Origin of the sequence: Microcoleus sp. MON1_C5 (assembly GCF_036701875.1) — a bacterium.
GTDB lineage: Bacteria > Cyanobacteriota > Cyanobacteriia > Cyanobacteriales > Microcoleaceae > Microcoleus.
Genome location: NZ_JAUBRN010000032.1, coordinates 39,975 through 59,720 on the forward strand (window position 1 = coordinate 39,975; position 19,746 = coordinate 59,720).

The 19,746-nt window shown below is 47.1% G+C and carries 16 protein-coding genes; 9 read left to right on the top strand and 7 right to left on the bottom strand.

Annotation, left to right across the window (positions count from 1 at the left end; genetic code table 11):
• Positions 1 to 24 precede the first annotated feature (24 nt).
• The 3 genes from QUA71_RS16805 (at position 25) to lnt (ending at position 3,951) form a co-directional block, all read left to right on the top strand.
• Positions 25 to 372, top strand: a complete 348-nt coding sequence (locus tag QUA71_RS16805) for a histidine triad nucleotide-binding protein (protein ID WP_333286646.1) — start codon at positions 25 to 27, stop codon at positions 370 to 372.
• Between the two features lie 548 nt (positions 373 to 920).
• Positions 921 to 2,003, top strand: a complete 1,083-nt coding sequence (gene psbA / locus QUA71_RS16810; RefSeq protein WP_333286648.1) for a photosystem II q(b) protein — start codon at positions 921 to 923, stop codon at positions 2,001 to 2,003.
• 196 nt (positions 2,004 to 2,199) lie between these two features.
• A complete protein-coding gene (lnt, locus tag QUA71_RS16815) occupies positions 2,200 to 3,951 on the top strand; it encodes an apolipoprotein N-acyltransferase (RefSeq protein WP_445243791.1) in 1,752 nt (583 codons plus the stop codon).
• Positions 3,952 to 4,024: 73 nt separating this feature from the next.
• Here lnt and QUA71_RS16820 read toward each other — a convergent pair whose 3' ends face one another.
• Positions 4,025 to 4,930, bottom strand: a complete 906-nt coding sequence (locus QUA71_RS16820; RefSeq protein ID WP_333286650.1) for a bestrophin family ion channel — start codon at positions 4,928 to 4,930, stop codon at positions 4,025 to 4,027.
• Between the two features lie 378 nt (positions 4,931 to 5,308).
• Between QUA71_RS16820 and recJ the strand changes: the two genes are divergently transcribed.
• Positions 5,309 to 7,405: a single-stranded-DNA-specific exonuclease RecJ gene (recJ, locus tag QUA71_RS16825; RefSeq protein ID WP_333286652.1), complete on the top strand. Its 2,097-nt coding sequence runs from the start codon at positions 5,309 to 5,311 to the stop codon at positions 7,403 to 7,405.
• A 121-nt stretch (positions 7,406 to 7,526) separates the two neighbouring features.
• Here recJ and psb30 read toward each other — a convergent pair whose 3' ends face one another.
• Complete coding sequence (gene psb30 / locus QUA71_RS16830) at positions 7,527 to 7,667, bottom strand: photosystem II reaction center protein Ycf12/Psb30 (RefSeq protein ID WP_190657431.1); 141 nt, start codon at positions 7,665 to 7,667, stop codon at positions 7,527 to 7,529.
• A gap of 349 nt (positions 7,668 to 8,016) precedes the next feature.
• Between psb30 and QUA71_RS16835 the strand changes: the two genes are divergently transcribed.
• The 3 genes from QUA71_RS16835 to QUA71_RS16845 all read left to right on the top strand — a co-directional run bounded on the left by QUA71_RS16835 (position 8,017) and on the right by QUA71_RS16845 (position 9,455).
• Positions 8,017 to 8,391, top strand: a complete 375-nt coding sequence (locus tag QUA71_RS16835) for a YkgJ family cysteine cluster protein (protein WP_333286655.1) — start codon at positions 8,017 to 8,019, stop codon at positions 8,389 to 8,391.
• A 198-nt stretch (positions 8,392 to 8,589) separates the two neighbouring features.
• Positions 8,590 to 8,913 carry a hypothetical protein gene (locus tag QUA71_RS16840; RefSeq protein ID WP_190657428.1) on the top strand — a complete coding sequence of 108 codons (324 nt, stop codon included), beginning with the start codon at positions 8,590 to 8,592 and terminating at the stop codon, positions 8,911 to 8,913.
• 254 nt (positions 8,914 to 9,167) lie between these two features.
• Positions 9,168 to 9,455, top strand: a complete 288-nt coding sequence (locus QUA71_RS16845; protein WP_190657426.1) for a YggT family protein — start codon at positions 9,168 to 9,170, stop codon at positions 9,453 to 9,455.
• A 260-nt stretch (positions 9,456 to 9,715) separates the two neighbouring features.
• Here the strand turns inward: QUA71_RS16845 and QUA71_RS16850 are convergent, their stop codons facing one another.
• From QUA71_RS16850 to QUA71_RS16865, 4 genes are all read right to left on the bottom strand, one after another.
• The gene (locus QUA71_RS16850) at positions 9,716 to 10,147 is read right to left on the bottom strand and encodes a hypothetical protein (protein ID WP_190657424.1); all 432 of its coding nucleotides are present in this window, start codon (positions 10,145 to 10,147) and stop codon (positions 9,716 to 9,718) included.
• Between the two features lie 107 nt (positions 10,148 to 10,254).
• Positions 10,255 to 11,268 (bottom strand): shikimate dehydrogenase, encoded by a 1,014-nt coding sequence (locus QUA71_RS16855; RefSeq protein WP_333286657.1) that lies wholly within the window; start codon positions 11,266 to 11,268, stop codon positions 10,255 to 10,257.
• Positions 11,269 to 11,445: 177 nt separating this feature from the next.
• A complete protein-coding gene (locus QUA71_RS16860; protein ID WP_333286660.1) occupies positions 11,446 to 12,810 on the bottom strand; it encodes a P-loop NTPase fold protein in 1,365 nt (454 codons plus the stop codon).
• A gap of 554 nt (positions 12,811 to 13,364) precedes the next feature.
• A complete protein-coding gene (locus tag QUA71_RS16865) occupies positions 13,365 to 13,751 on the bottom strand; it encodes a hypothetical protein (RefSeq protein ID WP_333286661.1) in 387 nt (128 codons plus the stop codon).
• A gap of 577 nt (positions 13,752 to 14,328) precedes the next feature.
• Here QUA71_RS16865 and QUA71_RS16870 point away from each other — a divergent pair.
• Together QUA71_RS16870 and QUA71_RS16875 are read left to right on the top strand one after the other, a co-directional pair.
• Positions 14,329 to 15,669, top strand: a complete 1,341-nt coding sequence (locus QUA71_RS16870; protein WP_333286663.1) for an alkaline phosphatase PhoX — start codon at positions 14,329 to 14,331, stop codon at positions 15,667 to 15,669.
• Positions 15,670 to 15,828: 159 nt separating this feature from the next.
• Positions 15,829 to 16,281: a hypothetical protein gene (locus QUA71_RS16875; protein ID WP_333286665.1), complete on the top strand. Its 453-nt coding sequence runs from the start codon at positions 15,829 to 15,831 to the stop codon at positions 16,279 to 16,281.
• A gap of 581 nt (positions 16,282 to 16,862) precedes the next feature.
• Here the strand turns inward: QUA71_RS16875 and QUA71_RS16880 are convergent.
• Complete coding sequence (locus tag QUA71_RS16880) at positions 16,863 to 19,637, bottom strand: phycobilisome rod-core linker polypeptide (protein WP_333286667.1); 2,775 nt, start codon at positions 19,635 to 19,637, stop codon at positions 16,863 to 16,865.
• Positions 19,638 to 19,746 lie beyond the last annotated feature (109 nt).

Sequence of the window (19,746 nt, forward strand, 5' to 3'; positions counted from 1 at the left end):
TCCTTCTTCCTTCGTTAACAACCCATGACAACTCAAGAAACGCTTTTCAGCAAAATCATCCGCAAAGAGATTCCCGCAGACATCGTTTATGAGGACGACTTGGCCCTCGCGTTCCGAGATATCAATCCGCAAGCGCCCGTCCACATCCTCGTCATTCCCAAACAGCCTATTGCCAAATTAGCCGATGCCGAGTCGGATGATCATGCTCTCATGGGACACTTGCTGCTGACTGTCAAGCGCGTAGCAGAACAACTCGGACTTAGCAACGGCTATCGCGTCGTCATTAATAGCGGCAGCGACGGCGGCCAAACTGTAGACCACCTGCACCTTCACATTCTCGGCGGTCGGCAGATGAAGTGGCCCCCAGGCTAAGGGCTAATTTTTACGCAGAACTTGCGGGCTCATCCTCAGAAACCCGGTTAATTTCTATTGCCCAGCGCCTCAGAAACCGGGTTTCTTTTTTCGTCAATAAACCGGGTTGATTGGAGATTATTGAGAATGCCGCCCGATCGCACTAAAAACCAACTTTTCAGTATTCTCCCGATAAAAAATTCCCCTCGCAGAAGCCACCAGTTCTATGTTAATAAATATTAAAAATTATCTCTTTCTACTTAATTAACAGATATTTAAGTAGAAAGAGAATCGACCTGAACAAAAAGAATTGGCTCCAAGTGCTGGATCAACCTACAGATAATAGATTCAGTTCTTCAGGTCGCTATATTTAACGTGTTAGGTGGGTAATATTACTTTGTAAACAACTATAAATATTTATCAAGAATTAAATTTTTGTAAATGTTTGTAAAATCTTTAAATTGTCAGCAGTAATCCCTTGGCAAACTTTAGTGAATGGTGTTACTAATATAAGCGTGGGGCATCCCCACAACGAACCTTGAAAATTCAATTAAGCCATCATAAACCAAATGACAACAACCGTACAGCGTCGCGAAAGCGGCAACGTTTGGGAACGGTTCTGCGAGTGGGTAACTAGCACTGACAACCGCATTTATGTGGGTTGGTTCGGCGTCTTGATGATTCCCACCTTGTTGAGTGCCACCATCTGCTACATCATCGCCTTCATCGCTGCTCCTCCAGTGGACATCGACGGCATCCGCGAACCAGTTGCAGGTTCCTTGATGTACGGCAACAACATCATTAGTGGTGCTGTTGTTCCTTCATCCAATGCGATCGGGCTTCACTTCTATCCCATCTGGGAAGCAGCTTCCCTCGATGAGTGGTTGTACAACGGCGGCCCTTACCAATTGGTAATTTTCCACTTCCTGATCGGTGTATTTTGCTACATGGGTCGCGAATGGGAATTGTCCTACCGCTTAGGTATGCGTCCTTGGATCTGCGTCGCTTACTCTGCACCAGTTGCAGCAGCAACCGCAGTATTCTTGATCTACCCGATCGGACAAGGCAGCTTTTCTGACGGTATGCCCTTGGGTATCTCCGGCACATTCAACTTCATGATCGTGTTCCAAGCAGAACACAACATCCTGATGCACCCCTTCCATATGTTGGGAGTTGCTGGTGTCTTCGGTGGTAGCTTGTTCTCCGCCATGCACGGTTCCTTAGTAACATCTTCTTTGGTTCGCGAAACAACCGAAACTGAATCTTTGAACTACGGTTACAAATTCGGTCAAGAAGAAGAAACCTACAACATCGTCGCAGCCCACGGCTACTTCGGTCGGTTAATCTTCCAATACGCTTCCTTTAACAACAGCCGTTCCTTGCACTTCTTGTTAGGTGCATGGCCAGTTGTCGGTATCTGGTTTACCGCTTTGGGTATTTCCACGATGGCGTTTAACTTGAACGGTTTCAACTTCAACCAATCGATTATCGACTCGCAAGGTCGCGTCATCAACACTTGGGCTGATGTCATCAACCGCGCTAACTTGGGTATGGAAGTAATGCACGAGCGCAACGCTCACAACTTCCCCCTCGACTTGGCCGCCGGTGAAGTCACCCCAGTAGCAATGGTTGCTCCTTCCATCAACGGCTAAATTTAGCTTTTGATTTAACAAAAAGCGCTCCTAGAAATAGGGGCGCTTTTTGTTTTGGCAAGTAGAATTTGATAGATTTCCTTCTGTTAAATTCGTTAAATCCTTTAAATCCCATACACCGCGCGTTGCCGAGCTTCCTTCTTCCCGAGCGATCTGATATATTAATTAGGAATTATTATTTTTGGCAATCATCAAAGTGGCGATATTTAACAGGCACAAATTTGCAAAACTCGCGGTTCATAAATCCAAAACATTAGCCTGGGCGATCGCATTTTTTAGCGGCATTTTGATGGCATTGACAACCGCCCCAGTAAATGCTTGGCTATTGGCTTGGGTAGCCCTAGTTCCCCTCTGGATTTTGGTTGTTAGTTATGAAAGGCCTCTTCAAGAAGTAAAACAACAAAAATTCTTCCTTCTTCCTGCTTCATTCTTCCTTCTTCCTTCACTCTGGGGAATTGGCTATCACGGATTAGCTTTATCTTGGATTAGGGGAATTCACCCGATGACTTGGTTGGGAGTTCCTTGGTGGCCGAGTTTGGCGATCGCACTTTTTTGCTGGGCCTTCATCACCCTGTGGGGAGCCGCCTTAGTTGCCGTTTGGGCGTGGTTATTTGTAATTCTCAACTCCCTCACTTTACCCGGCAAAAATCCTATTATTCTTCTTAACTCCCCCCCTTTACAAGGGGGGGCTGGGGGGGGTACCTCTGATCTTATTCTTCTTAACTCCCCGCCTTTACAAGGGGTGGCTGGCGGGAGTAGCTCTAAATTTTCAGCATTAACTCGCCTTTTTATTGGCACAGCTTTGTGGTGTGCCTTAGAAAGTATTTGGAGTACAGGTTCGCTGTGGTGGACATCACTATCTTACACGCAAAGCCCGCACAATTTAGCAATATTGCACCTCGGTCAACTCTCCGGACCCAGCGCAGTAACAGCCGCTATTGTAGCAGTAAATGGCTTAATCGCCGAAGCTTTTATTGAAGGAAGAAGGAAGAAGGAAGAAGGAAGAAGGAAGAATTGGATTCCTTATATTTTGCCTGGGAGTTTGTGTTTAGTTTTGCATATTGCAGGATGGAGCTTATACAACCGCCCTTTGAATCAAGAAGCTGCAACCGCTTTAAAAATTGGCATTATTCAAGGCAACATTCCTAACGAGATTAAGTTTGATTCAGCGGGTTGGGGGCGCGCTTTGGAAGGTTACACCACTGGATACAAACAGTTAGCAGACAGGAAAGTCGATGCTGTGTTAATTCCAGAGACGGCTTTGCCTTTTATCTGGACAAACGAGTATCAGCGTTCTACTCTTTCTTTTTACCAAGCTATTCTCGAACGCGGCGTTGTGGCTTGGGTTGGAGGCTTCGGACAGCAAGAGAATAGTATCACTAACAGCTTATTGGCGATCGATCGCACAGGAGAAATTGTCGGCCGCTACGATAAACTCAAGCTCGTACCTTTAGGCGAATATATCCCTTTTTACGAAATCTTAGGCGGGATTATTAATCGGCTTTCTCCCTTAGATGCTCATTTAGTACCCGGTAATTCTCAACAATTGTTTGATACGCCGTTTGGCCGCGCCATTGTCGGAATTTGTTACGATTCGGCGTTTGCGGAAATTTTCCGATATCAGGCGGCGAAGGGAGGTGAATTTATGATCACCGCTTCCAACAATGCCCATTACAAACCGCCAATGTTGGATCAACATCATGCTCTAGATGTGATGCGGGCAATTGAAACTGATAGATGGGCAGCTATCGCAACTAATACAGGTTACTCTGCTTTTGTAAATCCTCGCGGCGAGACGGTTTGGAAGTCGAGAATTAATACCTATGAAGTTCGGGATGCTACTATTTATCGGCGCCAAACTCAGACTTTGTACGTGCGGTGGGGAGATTGGCTGACACCTGTATTGTTAGTATTGGCTGGGTTAATGCGGTTTATTGTTAAAAATTAACCCCAAGATTTTAGATTTTAGATGGTGTCTACAAATCTAAAATCTAAAATCTAAAATCTAAAATCGAAGGACTTTACTTATCTTTCACGTGTTCGTGAACGCTAGGAGATAAAGAAATTAAATCGTCCATATTGCGCTGCATAGCAGCACACATATTGTCCAAAGGCAAATCATTGGCATCGTGACCGAAGGGATTTTCTATTTCAATGCCGATTTCTTCTATGCCGAACAAAGTAAAACTAATTAAAGCCACAACTGGGCCGGTTCCCCAACCCAAATCCTTCACCATTTGAAAGGGCAGTGCCAAACAGTAAAGCAACAATAGTTGTTTCAGGTGAATCGCGTAAGCCAAAGGGATAGGCGTCTTCAAAATGCGCTCGCAGCCCCCTAAGACATCAATCATAGAGTTGAGCAACTCATTCATACCAGTTAACTGATAAACATCCAGGCAATTGCGCTCGTACTGCTCGTGCATATAATCCTCAATCCAAAAGGCAATTTCTAGGGGCGGATTGTTCATCGATTTGAGCTTTTGGTACTGCGCTGGGGACATTAACGGCTCCAACTCTGGATTGACTGATTCTTGCCGCAAGTGCAGTTTCATTGCCACTGCCAAGGCAACTAATAGGCGCAGTGCTGACTTTTTTTCTATGATATCCTGCGGGTCTTTTTCCTCAATTGCTACCCAGATTTGACGAGCCAAATTGCGGATGTTATTGTTTAAAGTACCCCAAAATCTGCGACCTTCCCAAAATCGTTCGTAGGCTGTATTTGTCCGGAAAACTAACAGTAAACCCAGGACAATACTCGGTACAATACTCGACAAAATCGGCATGGACACTGGCCAATTAAAAAAGTGCAGCAGGGAAATAATAACTCCAAAGCCGCCGCACAGCAAAACGCGGGGCAAAATGGAGGGAATGACAGACCCCCGAACCTGTAATGCAATTTTAAACCAAGGCGGTCGATCGCGACTCATGCAAGTCTCCTCATTAAATTAGTAGTCTGCGCCCTAGGGCTGGCAGCGCCAATGCCGGCGACACTTAGTTCTTCGGCTCCCGCCTGTCGATTTGAGATTCGAGATTTTAGATTGACTCCACAGATAAATCTGGGGGGTTTGAACTTTGCTCTAAAATTTTTTGGTCTCCACGACTGCTGTCGGGGGCTTGTATCCCTATTTGGGTGCGGTGAGAGCTTCCGAAAAAAGCTTTCCTACAAACAACCTTTCGATTTTACCCAAAAAACTAATCTTTAGGATCAATCTAAAATCTAAAACCTAAAATCTCAAATCTAAAATTGATTGACTGATGCACTTAATTAGGTAAGATTAACTATGTATATTTAAACCTCAGCTTCCGTGCAAGAGCTACCGACATCTCTACCCCCGCATTTTCACCGATTGCCAAACCAACGGTGGCAAATTTATTCGCCTCAAACACAGCAAGCCGAACAATTTGCCGCCGAAATCGGTTTGTCGCCCTTGCTGGCACAGGTACTGATTAACCGGGGCATCGATTCTCTGAAAGAAGTGCAAGGGTTTATCGAACCGGAATCTCTGGTTTTGCCCGCGCCAACCGATGAGTTTCCAGATTTGGCTGCGAGTATCAAACTGTTGCGGGAAGCGATTTCGGGAGGGCAAAAAATTGCGATTTGCGGCGACTACGATGCTGACGGGATGACGAGCACCGCTTTGTTGCTGCGAGCTCTGAGGCTGCTGGGGGCGAATGTGGATTATGCTATTCCCAGCCGGATGCGAGAAGGTTATGGGATTAACGATCGCATTGTAGAAGAATTTCACTCGGAAGGTGTCGCTCTCATTCTCACGGTTGACAACGGAATTTCCGCCTACGGCCCGGTTGCCAGAGCACGAGAACTCGGTGTCAAAGTTATTATTACAGACCACCACGACTTGCCACCAAAACTGCCGCCGGCTGATGCTATTCTCAACCCGAAATTAATCGCGGAATCTTCACCTTATCGCGGTTTGGCTGGCGTAGGCGTTGCTTATGTTTTGGCTATTACTTTGGCGATTGATATGCAGAAAGTTGGCGGGTTGGTGAATCCGCTGCTGGAGTTATTTACGTTGGGAACTATTGCGGATTTAGCGCCTTTGACAGGAGTTAATCGGCGCTGGGTGAAGCGGGGTTTGCGGCTGTTGCCTCACTCGCAATTGGCGGGTATTCAGGCTTTGATTCAGGTGGCGGGAGTGCAGCCGGGAAGTACGGAAAGTTTACCTCTTCTGAATTCAAAAAGCCAAGCTAGCAATACGTTAAAGCCTGAAGATATTGGTTTTAGGCTCGGCCCCCGGATTAATGCTGTGGGGCGGCTGGCTGACCCTCAAATTGTGATAGAGTTGCTGACTACGGACGATCGCGAATTGGCTCTGAAAAACGCGATGCAGTGCGAACAAATCAATCAGCGCAGGCAGGAGTTGTGCCAGGAAATTGAGCAGGAAGCAATTGCTTGGTGCGAGGAAAGGGCTATAGACTTGCAGCAAGAACGAGTTTTAGTTGTCGTGCAACCGGGTTGGCACCACGGGGTGATCGGGATTGTAGCTTCTCGGTTGGTGGAACGCTACGGCGTACCTGTGTTTATCGGTACTTTTGAGGATGAGGCTGGCGAAAACGAGGCTGTAGGGACGGTCGCCCATAAAATTGTCCGGGGCTCGGCGCGGGGAATTCCTGAGTTTAATGTATTTGACGGGCTAAATTTTTGCGCGGATTTATTAACTAAATTTGGCGGACACAAAGCGGCTGGCGGTTTTTCGATGCCGGCCCAGAATCTCGAACAATTCCGCAATCAACTGTCAATTTTTGCCAATCAATGCTTGCAGCCGGAACACCTAAAACCGCTGGTTTCAGTTGACGTGCGAGCAGATTTGGCTGAGATTAATCTTGACCTTTACCGACAAATTGATGCTCTGGAACCTTGCGGGATTGAAAATAAGGCTCCTGTATTTTGGACGCCTAATGTTTGCATAACTGAACAGAAAATTGTTGGTAAAGGAGGTCACGTTAAACTAACTGCAACTCAAGATGGAAAAGTAGCGGCTAGTGTGAAGGCGATTGCTTGGCGTTGGGGCGAATATTTTCCTTTGCCTCGGCGGGTTGATATTGCTTACCGATTGCGGGAAAATAGTTTTAATGGCAAGACATCGGTGGAGTTAGAATTGTTGGGTGTTCGGCTACCGGCAAATGCTGCTACTTCCAGGCCACCGAGGTTGGGAAAAGTTGAGTTTGATTACTGCGATCGCACTTATTCTTGCAGTCTGTCTCCTGCAGGCTCGATCGAGGAATTGAGAATTCGCAACTCTCAAGGGCAAGTTCTGGCTGTTTCACCCGGACAAAACATCGGTTTGTTAGGTAACTCCCGCAAAGATGCTAGAGAAGTCGATGTATCTCTACCTTTTTTTGAGAATTTGATTCAAACTGCTAAACACGCCCTGGGTATTTGATAACTCGGTATTTGATAAAAAATTTCGTGCATCATGGAAAATTGGCGATCGAGCGTTGTGAAATTTGGATAATTTAAAACTCAAAACTCCAAACTCTCGATCGCCCCGGAGCGTGCTATTATTACAGGTCGCCGCCTTTAGCTGCCAACAGAAAAATCACGATCGGGCCCGAAAGCACGACGGCTGCGAGTAAAGCTACCTGAACAATGAGTTGGTAGTCTACACCTGCCATACCACTGAAAAGATTGGTTATAAAGTCCATGTGTCCTCCTGACTGTAGTGATTAAGTCTAGATTGTTGAATTAGAAAATCCGCTTCTGATTTTACCGGGCGATCGTCCCTATTTTTTAAGGAACTTTACAAAATTCAACAAAATGTAAACTAGGATCGACCTCTCAGTGACACCAAACCAGGTACTTGATGCCCCTTCCCCGAAAGTGAGCGGAATCTAAAACCTCAAATCTAAAATCGAATGCCCCTAGAGGAGATCCGCCTCCGGCGCTGGCAATTGATATACTTGAAGAGCCCCAATCTCCTAAAGTTTGGCATTTTCCCGATTATGCTCCGAATCTAAAATCTAAAATCTAAAATCTAAAATCTAAAATCAAACTATGGCTACTTGGCGTTGCGTAAAGCAGTGCGGTGCTTGTTGTTACCTCGACCCAACAGAGCGCCCCGACTTAGACGAGTATTTATCTGAAGACGAATTATCGCTCTATTTGAGCTTAGTCGGAGATGACGGCTGGTGTATCAATTTTGACAAAGCGACCCGAGAATGCGGAATTTATGGCGATCGACCGCGCTTTTGTCGGGTAGACTCAGAGGTGTTTCAGGAGATGTACGGCGTTGAACCGGCCCAATTAAACGATTTCGCGATCGAGTGCTGCTTAGAACACATTGAAGATCTTTATGGCGATCGATCTTTGGAAATGATCCGCTTTAACTCTGAAGTCGGAATTCTCGCCTTACCTGACGGTGTTGCATAATTGCCGGATGATTTTGATTGTTTTGTGGGATGGGCCCATGAACCCGAAGGCGTGTATTTTCACAGCAGGCGGGACACCCCACAAGCATCCTTTTCAAATTGTGCAACGCCTACCTGACAACTAACAATCTCCCGGTTTCTCACCGGGAGAGTGTCAAAATAAACAAATTAAGGAAATATCGCGCAGTTGAGTTGAGCTATGAGTAATCGAGAGGGTTTTACAGGGGGATTTATTGCCGGAGCTGCCCTTGGCGGCTTGGTGGGTGCAGTTTTGGGCACAGTGCTGTCGCGGCGCGCTGCTGAAGCTTTGCTGAGTGAACCTTCAGACGCAAAAACCAGAAAAATCCGCCAGAGGAAAGCCAGCCAACTCGAAGCCGACGGGATGGAAGTAGCAAGGCTGAGTTTAGAAGATAAAATTGCCCAGCTAAATCAGGCAATAGATGACGTGCGGCTGCAACTCGGCGACGTAAACGGCAACGCGCCGGCGCCGGGCAACGAGGGCTCGATCGCCCCAGACTCCTGAATCCATTTAAAATTTTAGATTAGTCTGGCAGCTCCATGGGGGCTACTAACATCTTGCGCCATTCTTCAGAACTGGCTTTTGGGCCTGTTCCACAAAGAGTGAATTTTATTGTGGGGTGGGTATCATATCCTGCCCGCCCGTAAAAAGCTTGATGCTCCCCCTCTCCCCCCTCTCCCTCCTCTGTCACTCCCCCAGCTATGCTAAACTCACAGTTAAAGTGTCTGTAAACTTTACTCAAACTACAAGCAAAATTTATGAGTTCTTCAATAGGCCTTTTGGCAACCACGCTAGCGACATTTCTGCAAATCTATCTAGTCCTGATGATTTTTCGGGTGCTGTTAAGCTGGTTCCCCAATATCAATTGGTACGACCCCCCGTTTTCGATTTTGAGTCAGTTAACAGATCCTTACCTAAATCTATTCCGATCGATTATCCCCCCCTTGGGAGGGATTGACTTTTCGGCACTGATTGCGTTTTTTGTACTTCAGTTCGGCTCGGAATTCTTGATCGGTCTTTTGACCAGCTTGCAAACATCCTTGTAGTTTGAAAAGCTTAAGTTTTTAAGCATCGAGCGTAAATTGTTTGGCAGACCTAGCTGCCTGCAACTAAATTTTAGATTTGACATTTTTAGATGAACTCCCTGGTTGAAAAGCTGGGGAGTTCATCGTACATTAGAAATGAGAAATTGCCAGCCACTCAACAATCTCAAATCACAAATCTCAAATCTAAAACTGCACCCCGGTTTAACGGGCAGCCAACCCAAAATCTCTTTCTCAGCAATCTAAAATCTCAAAGAGTTTCCTTAACGGCGAACCACGCCAGTAAAACCTGTAGCTTTAAATTGCTTGAGCTTCAAAGGTGTTCGTTGATTGGCCGCAACCGAAATTCTGAGCTGAAAATCGCTAACTCCGGGAGGAACTTCTTCTATAGAACCCAAGCGAGTGCGATTTTGCATCACCGGATTGTCGTCGGCATCATAAATGCGGCCGAAAATATCGGCATTGACAACTGGTTTGCCGGTGCTATTTTCAGCTTTCCCAGTAATCAAAAAGCAGGTAGCTTCCATAGAACTGCCACTGGTGACTGTTCCTTCTCCCATTTCGGCAGGACATTCGCGATAAGAAAGGTCGGAAAGTTTAATCTGCGTCAGAGCCCAAGCAGGTGGAGTGAATACCAAACTAAAAATTCCGATTAGGCAAGTAGCAAAAAAAAGGCTGATAGCTCGAAATTTCATAAATGGCGGGGCAAGTATATTTTAATTCTCAGCTTAGCGCGAATTCAGCCTCTAATTCCTACTTATAGGAATTCTGAAAACTACAGCTACTTTTTGAAGAAATGGCATTAGTCTAGACCTAAATGCTGTCGCAAGGCTTGGCGCATCACATCAACTGGGACGGATTCTTTATCCAGCCAAATTTTTAAGGCGGCTGCTCCTTGTTGAACTAGCATTTCGAGTCCGTCAATAGCTCGCGCTCCCCGAAGCTGTGCATCTTTGAGAAACTGCGTAGGATTAGGGGTGTAAATTAAATCATAGACGATCGCACCTGCTGAAATTCGATCGAGCGCACCATCCGCAATTGGCGACTTTTCCCCCTGCGGATACATCCCCACAGGCGTCGTGTTCACCAGCAAATCTGCCTGCGAGATTAACATTGACAATTTATCCCAAGTATGCACCTGCAAATTCTGCACGGGCATCGGAGAATTGACCCAACTCTGCTGAAATTCCGCTAAATTTTGTTCGTTGCGGCCGACAACGTGAATCTCTGCACATCCCAATTGAGCGCATCCAGCCACAACAGCTCTCGCCGCCCCGCCATTCCCCAAAATTACCGCTACTTTCTGACTCCAATCGGAACCCCCCCTAGCCCCCCCTTGGTAAGGGGGGGGACAGGATTCAACAGCCCCCCCTTGGTAAGGGGGGGGACAGGATTCAACAGCCGTATTGCCCCTTTCTAAGGGAGAGGTCGCGTCTTTAGCCCCCCCTTGGTAAGGGGGGGTTGGGGGGGTTTGCAGCGGCGCGAGAAAGCCTTCAACGTCAGTATTTGTGCCGCACCAACCTTTGTCAGTCAGGTATACGGTATTGACTGCGCCGATCGCTCGGGCGATCGGGGAAACTTCCGACAGCAGCGGTAAGATGGCTTGTTTGTGCGGAATCGTGATGCTAAATCCCCGAACGCCGATTGCCGCAAATCCTGCAAGAGCAGCTTTTAAATCCCCTGGTTTTACCGGAAAGGGCAAGTAAACAAAATCGACTCCCAAGTGGGAAATAGCAGCATTGTGCATCGCCGGCGACAGAGAATGTTCGACGGGATGACCAATTACTCCCAATAGTTTAGTAGTGCCTTTAATCATTTTTGTTAGTTGACTGTTGACTGTTGACTGTTGACTGTTAACGGTTGAGTTTTGTTAGTTTTCATACCAGATCCTGCTACAGTTGGGCCCTTATTCTTTAGTCGGCTACGAGTGAACTTCGTTGATTCAGAAGCGATTTTCCTCGCCGAGTGACTGTAAACCGTCAACTGTTAACTGTCAACTGTTAACTGTTTCCCGAAACTCTTTGGCGTCAGCCAAAATCGGATTGACATCAAACCAGTAATCCTCGCCGTAACGGTATTCAAACACCCAGAGACTACGCAGCAAGATTTGGTATTTAGTTTCCCCAGTCACAGTTTTGGTAGCTGATACTTGGCGCAGCAATTGCCACTCATCAGGTTCGATCGCCAAAGTAAGCTGGTGGCGGCGCTGGACGATCACATTTTCCAAAGTTTCCCGCGACAGAGGAGGGTCTTGTTTCTGCAGACAGCTATACAGCAGTTGCAGCAAATTGCGGACATGACCGCCGCTGACTCGACACAGGCGATCGAGAGTTTCCGCAGAGTCGAAAACTTTGCCCACCAAAGCATAGCGCTGCGAAGGCTGCACTGTGGGAAAAGCACGCGCCAGAACCATCTGACGCAGCAATTCCAGACCCTCAGAGCACTCAGAACCGTCGCTAAACTGCACCGGCACCATCGGCAAAACCTTCGGATCTACCCCAAATCGATTGGTCAACTGGCCCAAATCGTTAGAGAAAATCAGCACCAAAGGAATTGTATACACGACGTGACAATTTAGTCTTGCCAACTGTTCGCCGCGATCGACAAACAGGTATTCCGGCTGCAGCCGCCCCGTCGGTTTCGCGCACAGGTGTATGCGATCGAGATTGTCGATAATTACTACAAGTCCTTGTTTCCCCTGGCGTTTGAGTTCTTGATTAGCCGGCTCCAGCAACTCCTTATTCAGCGCATCTAAAATTACGTTAGTTCGCGGCTCCAAATATTGCCTCAACTCCGATCGCAGATTCGGAGCATCTTTCGCTTTAGCAGTAATTTTGCCAATTCCCAACGCCAGAGAAAATTCTCCCTCCGTGCTGGCATTTATTTCCCCAACACCAGGGACATTAGCTTCAGCGCTCAAGTCTATTTGAGTTTGAAAAACATCAGCAACCCCTTTGAGCAAAGCTTTAAAACCCCTCGGTTGCAGCTTGATTTTCATTTTCTCAATGCTTTCGCTCACCTGACGAGCAACGCTCAACAAAATATCAGTGATATCTACATCTGCCATGTCTAAGTCTTTACTCGACTCAAAGTAAACAACATGAAATCCTTGTTGCTGCAATTGAGCTTGCAGCCGCAGCAATTCAGTTGATTTACCAGAGCCGATGTGACCGGTGAATAATTGACAGGTAGGTGCATCGGGGGACAGACGGCTGATGGTGCGCTCCAATTGTTCGACGATTGTGCCGCCCCGCACTGAAGAGAAATCGATATAGTATTGTCGGTCTTTTTGATTTGCTACTGCCAGGGTGTAGCTGGGATTGCAGGCGCTATAAAATTTCTGTAAATTTAGTTCCATACCCTGTTCCATCTTTCACAACATTATGCCCTAATAGCTTATTCGTTTCGCTATGGTAATAATCAGCACAACTTCTCAGTTGATTTCGCTGTTTTACGGGGCAATGAATATCTTGATACCTGCCTAAATCAGCACTCCAAAATTATACTTTTTTTGGGTAGTGGGAATAAATAAAACTCACTAAAGCCTCCCATAAGTCAGTAATTTATCCTCGCCTAGCGAACGCGACTTCATTGACCTCACAAGAGACGAAAAAATGACAGTAATGTTCGCCCATAAAGTGAGTATTGAAGTACGGTTAACCGAAGAAAAAATAGGTAGAAATTAGGTATCCCTAAACCAGGTTTTTTTAATAATACCTTGTACGTTGAACCCTAGTGGAGCGAAACCAACAAAAGATTTTAGATTGGCTATTTTAGATGGGAGCAAAAATGTAAAATCTAAAATTTTGGGTACGAGTGCCTCAACCCAACCTACTTTCTTAGAGCATTTTGACTTAGGCGCGAAGGTGTTGTGTAAGAAACCGGGTTTCTCGGTGCGATATTTTTTGGGATCTACTTATTTTTGATCGATTCTACCATTTTGTGACCGACACCTGCTGCCGAAGCGGGATTTTGGCCTGTGACGAGCCTATCACTCGCCACAACGCCAACTTGAAAATTAAGATTAACTAACGCCGCCAGCCCGTGACAGACAGCACCAACAATGCCACCTGCTTCATAAATAGCACCAATCCCAGCAAGTTCCTGGTTATCAGCAAAATCCCACATTGTACCGTGTCCCCCAGTGTAGAAAATAGCGCCATGTTCTGCGGGATCAATTTGTGCAGGATTGAGAGTATGTTCCACTCGCGCCACCTGCCGCCCACCACTTTTGGCGAGTTGTATTTCGCAGAATAATTGACGTTCATCCCAAACGGCTCGTACCCAATTTAAGAGCAATTAGACAAGCCGTTGCATCGGGATTTGGCTTTAGGGTTCTTTCCGACTACTTGTGTGCAGTTTGCTTGGGTAAAAAAAACAGAAAATAATAAGCTCCTCGTTTGGGGTGTACTTTATCCACTTGCAAACGGCTATTTCAATGGGTCATTTTCCTATAAATCCTTGAACTCAGTCGAGTTTTGTAGAAGTTTAAACCAATTTAATGGGTAGATTTTTACAAATACAAGCTGTTAAAAAAGATCTAGAATCTCAACGCAAAAATTACCCGATCAACACAAAATTCATAACTTCTAGTGACTTATTTTAATTTTTAAAATATTAAGGCAGAGAGAGTTTTTTATAAGAATCTCTTGAAGAAAGCCGATTAAGGTAATGTCCATCCTGCAAATTCCTACTGAATAAAAACATCAACAGGCTGAAAAAATAGAGCAGCGAACAGCCCGGTTAGCAGCGCAATTACGAGCCACTGGGATTGACATTTAACAACTATGAAACAACCTTAATGAGAAGTTAAACCAACCTTATCTTAGCCTTGATGCAAGTTTAGTATGCTTTGTTTAATTCACCGGAAAAGCTCATGCAACTATCACGACGAAAGTTTTTTACATTGGCAGGAGCGAGCGCTGCTGGCACTTTGATGATGTCTCCTCTAGAAGCGCTTTATGCCAGAAAGGCCAATGGTGAATCAGTATTTGGAGGAGGGTATGGACCCCTCGTACCCGATCCGAATGGATTGTTAGATTTACCCGATGACTTTCAGTATCGGGCTTTTTCACGAACGGGCGAAATGATGAGCGACGGTTCCCCTGTGCCCGGTGGTCACGATGGCATGGCGGCTTTCCCAGGTCCCCAAAACACGGTGATTCTGGTTCGCAATCACGAACTGAGTCCGAATTCTTCAACACAAGTTGTGGGTCCAAATCCTTACGATCCTCTTTGCAAAGGAGGGACAACCACACTACAGGTTGGACCCAATCGTCAGCTCATCAAGCACTACGCTTCGCTTACCGGCACCTATCGAAATTGTGCGGGCGGCCCGACTCCTTGGGGTTCTTGGATTACTTGCGAGGAGGATGTCTCGACTGTGGCGACTAATAGAGCACCGGGCGATGCGAGAAATGTCTCCAAATCTCACGGCTACAACTTTGAAGTTCCGGCTCTCGCAACGGTTCCTGTGAATCCCGTACCTTTAGTTGCAATGGGACGGTTTAACCATGAAGCGGTGGCGATCGACCCCAAAACCGGAATTGTCTACGAGACTGAAGACCGAGGAGATAGCCTCTTCTATCGCTTTATCCCCAATCAACGGAACAATTTAAGCGCCGGGGGTACTCTGCAAGCGCTGAAGATTAAGAATATGCCTAAGGCAAAGACTTTTGCAGGCTTTCCCAAGGGCCAACCGATGTCCGTGGAATGGGTGACAATTGACAATCCTGACCCGGCTACGGATACAGTACGGGTCGAAGGTTTCGGTAAAGGTGCTGCCCAGTTTACTCGTGGGGAAGGCATCTGGTACGGCAATCGTGAAGTTTACTTCTGTTGCTCGAATGGTGGCTCTGTTGATGCTGCCACTGGCAGACCGAACGGATTTGGTCAGGTTTGGCGGTATCTTCCCGATCAAGATATGATCGAACTTTTTGTTGAGGCTAAATCGCGTGACGAACTCGATGGCCCTGACAACATTGTTGTGGCACCTCATGGTGATCTGATCATTTGCGAAGATGGCAATGATGAGCAGTTCGTGGTGGGTGTAACTCCTAACGGGGAACTGTATCGTTTCGCAAAAAATGCGCTCAACGATCGGGAGTTTGCCGGAGCCTGCTTCTCGCCGGATGGTCGAACTATGTTCGTTAATATCCAAACCCCAGGCATCACGTTTGCCATTTGGGGTCCTTGGAGGTCTCAACGAGGAGCATAACATTACTGTCTTATAGTGCGAGCATTTTATTTGCCTGTAAAACGCTCTTATGTTCGCACTATGCAGAAGATGGTGAATCACGCCGGATTGTGGCAACATCCGGTGTGGGTTCTCTATAAGCCTATGAAAGTTTAACGGTTTGTGGGAGTTTGAAGAGTAGTGCAATACGTCCGCCAGTCGAAACGAGTGTTTTATTCTCTGGTAATGGTGTCGATCGCCTTTGGCGTTGATTTATCTCAATCTAGGGATTCAGTCGCTCAAATACCCGTTGATTATGTTTGCTATATACAGACGAGTGATGGTCGAACGATCGACTTAGGTAAGCTTTGTGGAAGTAGTGGCAGAGGCCGCCCGATCGCTTTAGATCCCAATGACCAGGCCTTTCTTAATAGTTATCAACGATCGTTGAGCAAACGGCTCAATTCAGCCTCATCCGATGCCGTGTCTCGCGTTCAGCGAAATCCCCAAGCGGCTATCGAACGTGCGCGCGGGATATGTAATTCGCTGAGTGCGGGAATGTCGATCGACTTGCTGCAACCTCAAGGCAATGCTGAAGTTGATGCGCTTAACGCTCTGGCTCCTAAATATTACTGCTCTGAGTTTGACGACTGAGCAAGGAAGTAACTAGATTTTGAAGGGAAGAAAGGGTTGATTAACTGTAAGACTTTTTCTAACATTTGCTAACAATCACTTACATTTACAAGATGTCTTTATGCCATGTAGAATGAATTTAGCCGAGCCGATTAACGGTGACAAACCTTCGTAGTAAGGAACCTCTATATAAATAAGTTGCCTCTACATTATCAAAGCAAATAATCGAATTGGCTAAATGCGGTCACGTGAAAACCAAGCTGAACCCTCATAGTACAAGTGCTTCTAGAGATTTCTAGGGGCTGCTGGTTGATACGCATTGGTTGAGTTCTCATCTCAACTTATAGCGGTTGGCAATTGGATGAAGTACACCCCAAACGAGGAACTTCTTCTTTTGGGCATTCTGAGCCTGTACCTCATCCTAATGACAACTGATATAATATCCTCTTCATCAGCATTCATCAGCGGTTAAAAATTCAAAATTCATCAAGACAGCGCAACTACAAACCTGTCATAAAAAAGGGCTGGCAATTACGCCAGCCCTTCAACTAATTTTAGATATTAAATTATTGCTAATTTAACATCTAAAACCTCAAATCAATCTAGCTTCTGTCAGTAGCAGCTACTGGCTCAAAGCTTGGAACCACCAACTCATCATTCTGCTTGGTGAGTTGATTGTACAGCCTTTCGGTATTCGGGAAATTCGCAGCAGGGAGAGTCGGAAAGCGACGGTAAGGAACAGTATCCTCGCCAAACGCCTCGGCATATTCAACGCTGTTCAACATTGCGTTGATAAAGCCCTTAATCCCTTTACTTGCCAAGATTTGGTTGTAGGTCCGAATCTCCGCTTGATTGCGGGGAGCGCGGCCTAAGAAGTGCTTCGTTCCCAACTCAATCACCTTAGTATTGGGATAAGGTGCGTAGAACTGTTTGATGTACAGCGACGAGCAGCCCAAAGCCTCAATGAACTCCTTGAGATTGATTTCATTGTTGCCCAGTTTGCTTTCCAGCGCCGTGAATTCATTCTTCACAACATAGGGGTGGATGTCGCGCTCAAAAATTTGACGGTAAGCAGCTTGAATTAAAGTTTTCAAAGCTACTTTGTCCGAAGTATTCGTCAGCTTGAACACCTTAGTTTGTTCGCGCCGCTTGCTGACACCTTGAGCGAGGCTATTTTGTAACTCGAATTCGCCCCGATCGAGCGCAGTGCCGAGTTCGATAAACCGAGGAGTTTCTGGCGTCTGAGCTTGGACATTTTGCTCAGCGACGGAACCCGATCGCATCGTCCGCATCGACAAACCACCGGGAGTCACATAGCGCTCGTAGGGAACTGTATCTTCCCCAAAAGCTTCGTTGTACTCCGTGCTGTCGAGGATGGCATCGACCAGCGCGTAAAAACCCTTCTTGGAACAAATGTCAAAGTAAGCGTTCATTTCCTGGCGCCCGTAGGTAGGGCGTCCCAGGAGTCGGCGGTGAATGTACTCGATCGCCTTACAAACGTAGAGCTTGCTCCAGTACATATTGCGGAACACGTCCGACTTCGCCAACATCCGAATAAACTCGCGCATCGGAATCTCGCCGTTTTCCAGCTTAATTTCCGCTACCTTTTGGCGCTGGCCGTCGAACACGTCGCGACCAAACACTTGCAGGTAAGCTGCCCGAATCACCGCTTGGGTGGAACTTTCGGTAAATTTGACACTAGAACTGTTGCTGTAGCTGCTGGAGGCACCGCGGGCAGTTTTCTTGGAAGCAACATAGTTGCTCGGTAACTGGTCTAATTTAAAGACCTTGGGGCCCAGAGAACCAGGAGCAGCACCGCGAGCCGCCGGATTGCTCAACTGATTGTCAATCCCCGCACCTTGACGGATCAGGATGCGGCGGGTGTCCTTGCCGAAGGGAGCGGGACGGCTCTTGGGGTTGCGAGTTTCTTGGGGGAAAATCGCGCCGAACTGAATTTCCAGCGGATCGTTGCCGACACCATAAACGTGCTGGTCTGGCAGAGGCTGGGTGTAGCCGGCAAACAAGGTGATGAACTGAGGAACCTTGCGGTACGGAGCGCTGAAATTGAACAAATCAATTTGCGGGCCCCAGTTGCGACATTCCTGAGCTTCTTGGCCCAAACCGCGCAGGTAAGGCACGGTTTCTTCGCCGAAGTAGTCGGAATATTCCTGGGAATAAACCATCGCGTCTACGAGGGCTGCCAGGCCGCCTTTGCTGACGATCGCAAAATACTTGCTAAATTCCTCCCGCGAGCTCAAACCGCGGCCTAGGAAGTGACGGGCGGCCAATTCTACAGCGCGGCTGTTGACAAACGGCTCGTAGAATTGCTGACGGTACAGAGGAGATTTACCAAGGCGGCGAATAAACTCTTTCATCGAGATTTCGCCATTTTTGACCTTGGATTCCAAGTCAGAAATGCTTTGGCTGTATGCGCGGCTAATGTCGCGCTCGAATACTTGGCGGTAAGCTGCTTTGATTACTTCTAGCTTTTCGGCCGAAGACAGGCCGGTTTTCATGACGAATTTCGACCGTCGCTCGGATGCGTTGAAGTAGATTTGAGGCAGTTGCAGCCCTTGCTGGTCGTTGCTTTCGCGCTGCCGCACCTTATCTGAAGGTGTGGGAGCTTTGAATTCGGTAATTGCTACGTCGAAATACTGTCCGACGATCGCACTTGCCTCTGCATTGTTTCGGAAATAGCCCAAAGATGCTGCCTTCATTTCCTGCATTGCCACAATTGTGGCCGCCGAAGAGCAAGCATTTTCGATGATTTCCCGCAATCCGCGCACGTTCACCGAAATAATGTTCGGGTCGCCCGCGACGATCGCGTAGGTGATGTAGCGCAAAAACCAGCTCAAGTCGCGCAGAGATTTGGTCATGTTGCCCGGGCCGTAGCGCGAGACATTGATCGGCTGAAATCCTGCTGGGATTGGACCGCTGTAGCCGCCACCGTTGCCAGAAAATAGATTTCCCAGCCCCAAGAAACCACCGCCGCCACCGCCGTTGCCGCCGCCTGCGCGACCTTCAACGTAGGTAACAGTTCCCAGTTTCATGCCTTCAGAGACATTCCCCGAGCCGCCGCGAGCCGCTCCTGCTACAGCCATCGCAGGTTCTTGTGGTCTTTCCAAAAATGCCAGCGGGGAACCGCCCGTAAAAATCCGGTTGGCTGCGCGGGATACTATCAGTTCCGAGTTTTGGGTCAGCGTCGCAGAGATATCGATCCGAAGAGCCCCTGAACTGAAATAACTTGCCAGTTCGCTGAGTTCGCCCCGCTGTAGAAAGCGGTCTTGCTGTTCTGCTTGCGAAATTGTTGCGACCGGTACAGTTTGATATAGTTGCGGACGCGCAACCGAGCTTCCACCACTTGCCTTTACAGTCATTAGACTCCTTCGCTCCCTATCTAAATAGTTGCAGCATTTAACCCGACTAACCTTGCCTTCTCATGCAGGGCAAAGTAGGTATTTTTGCTTTGTTTACTTTTTGCCTTTA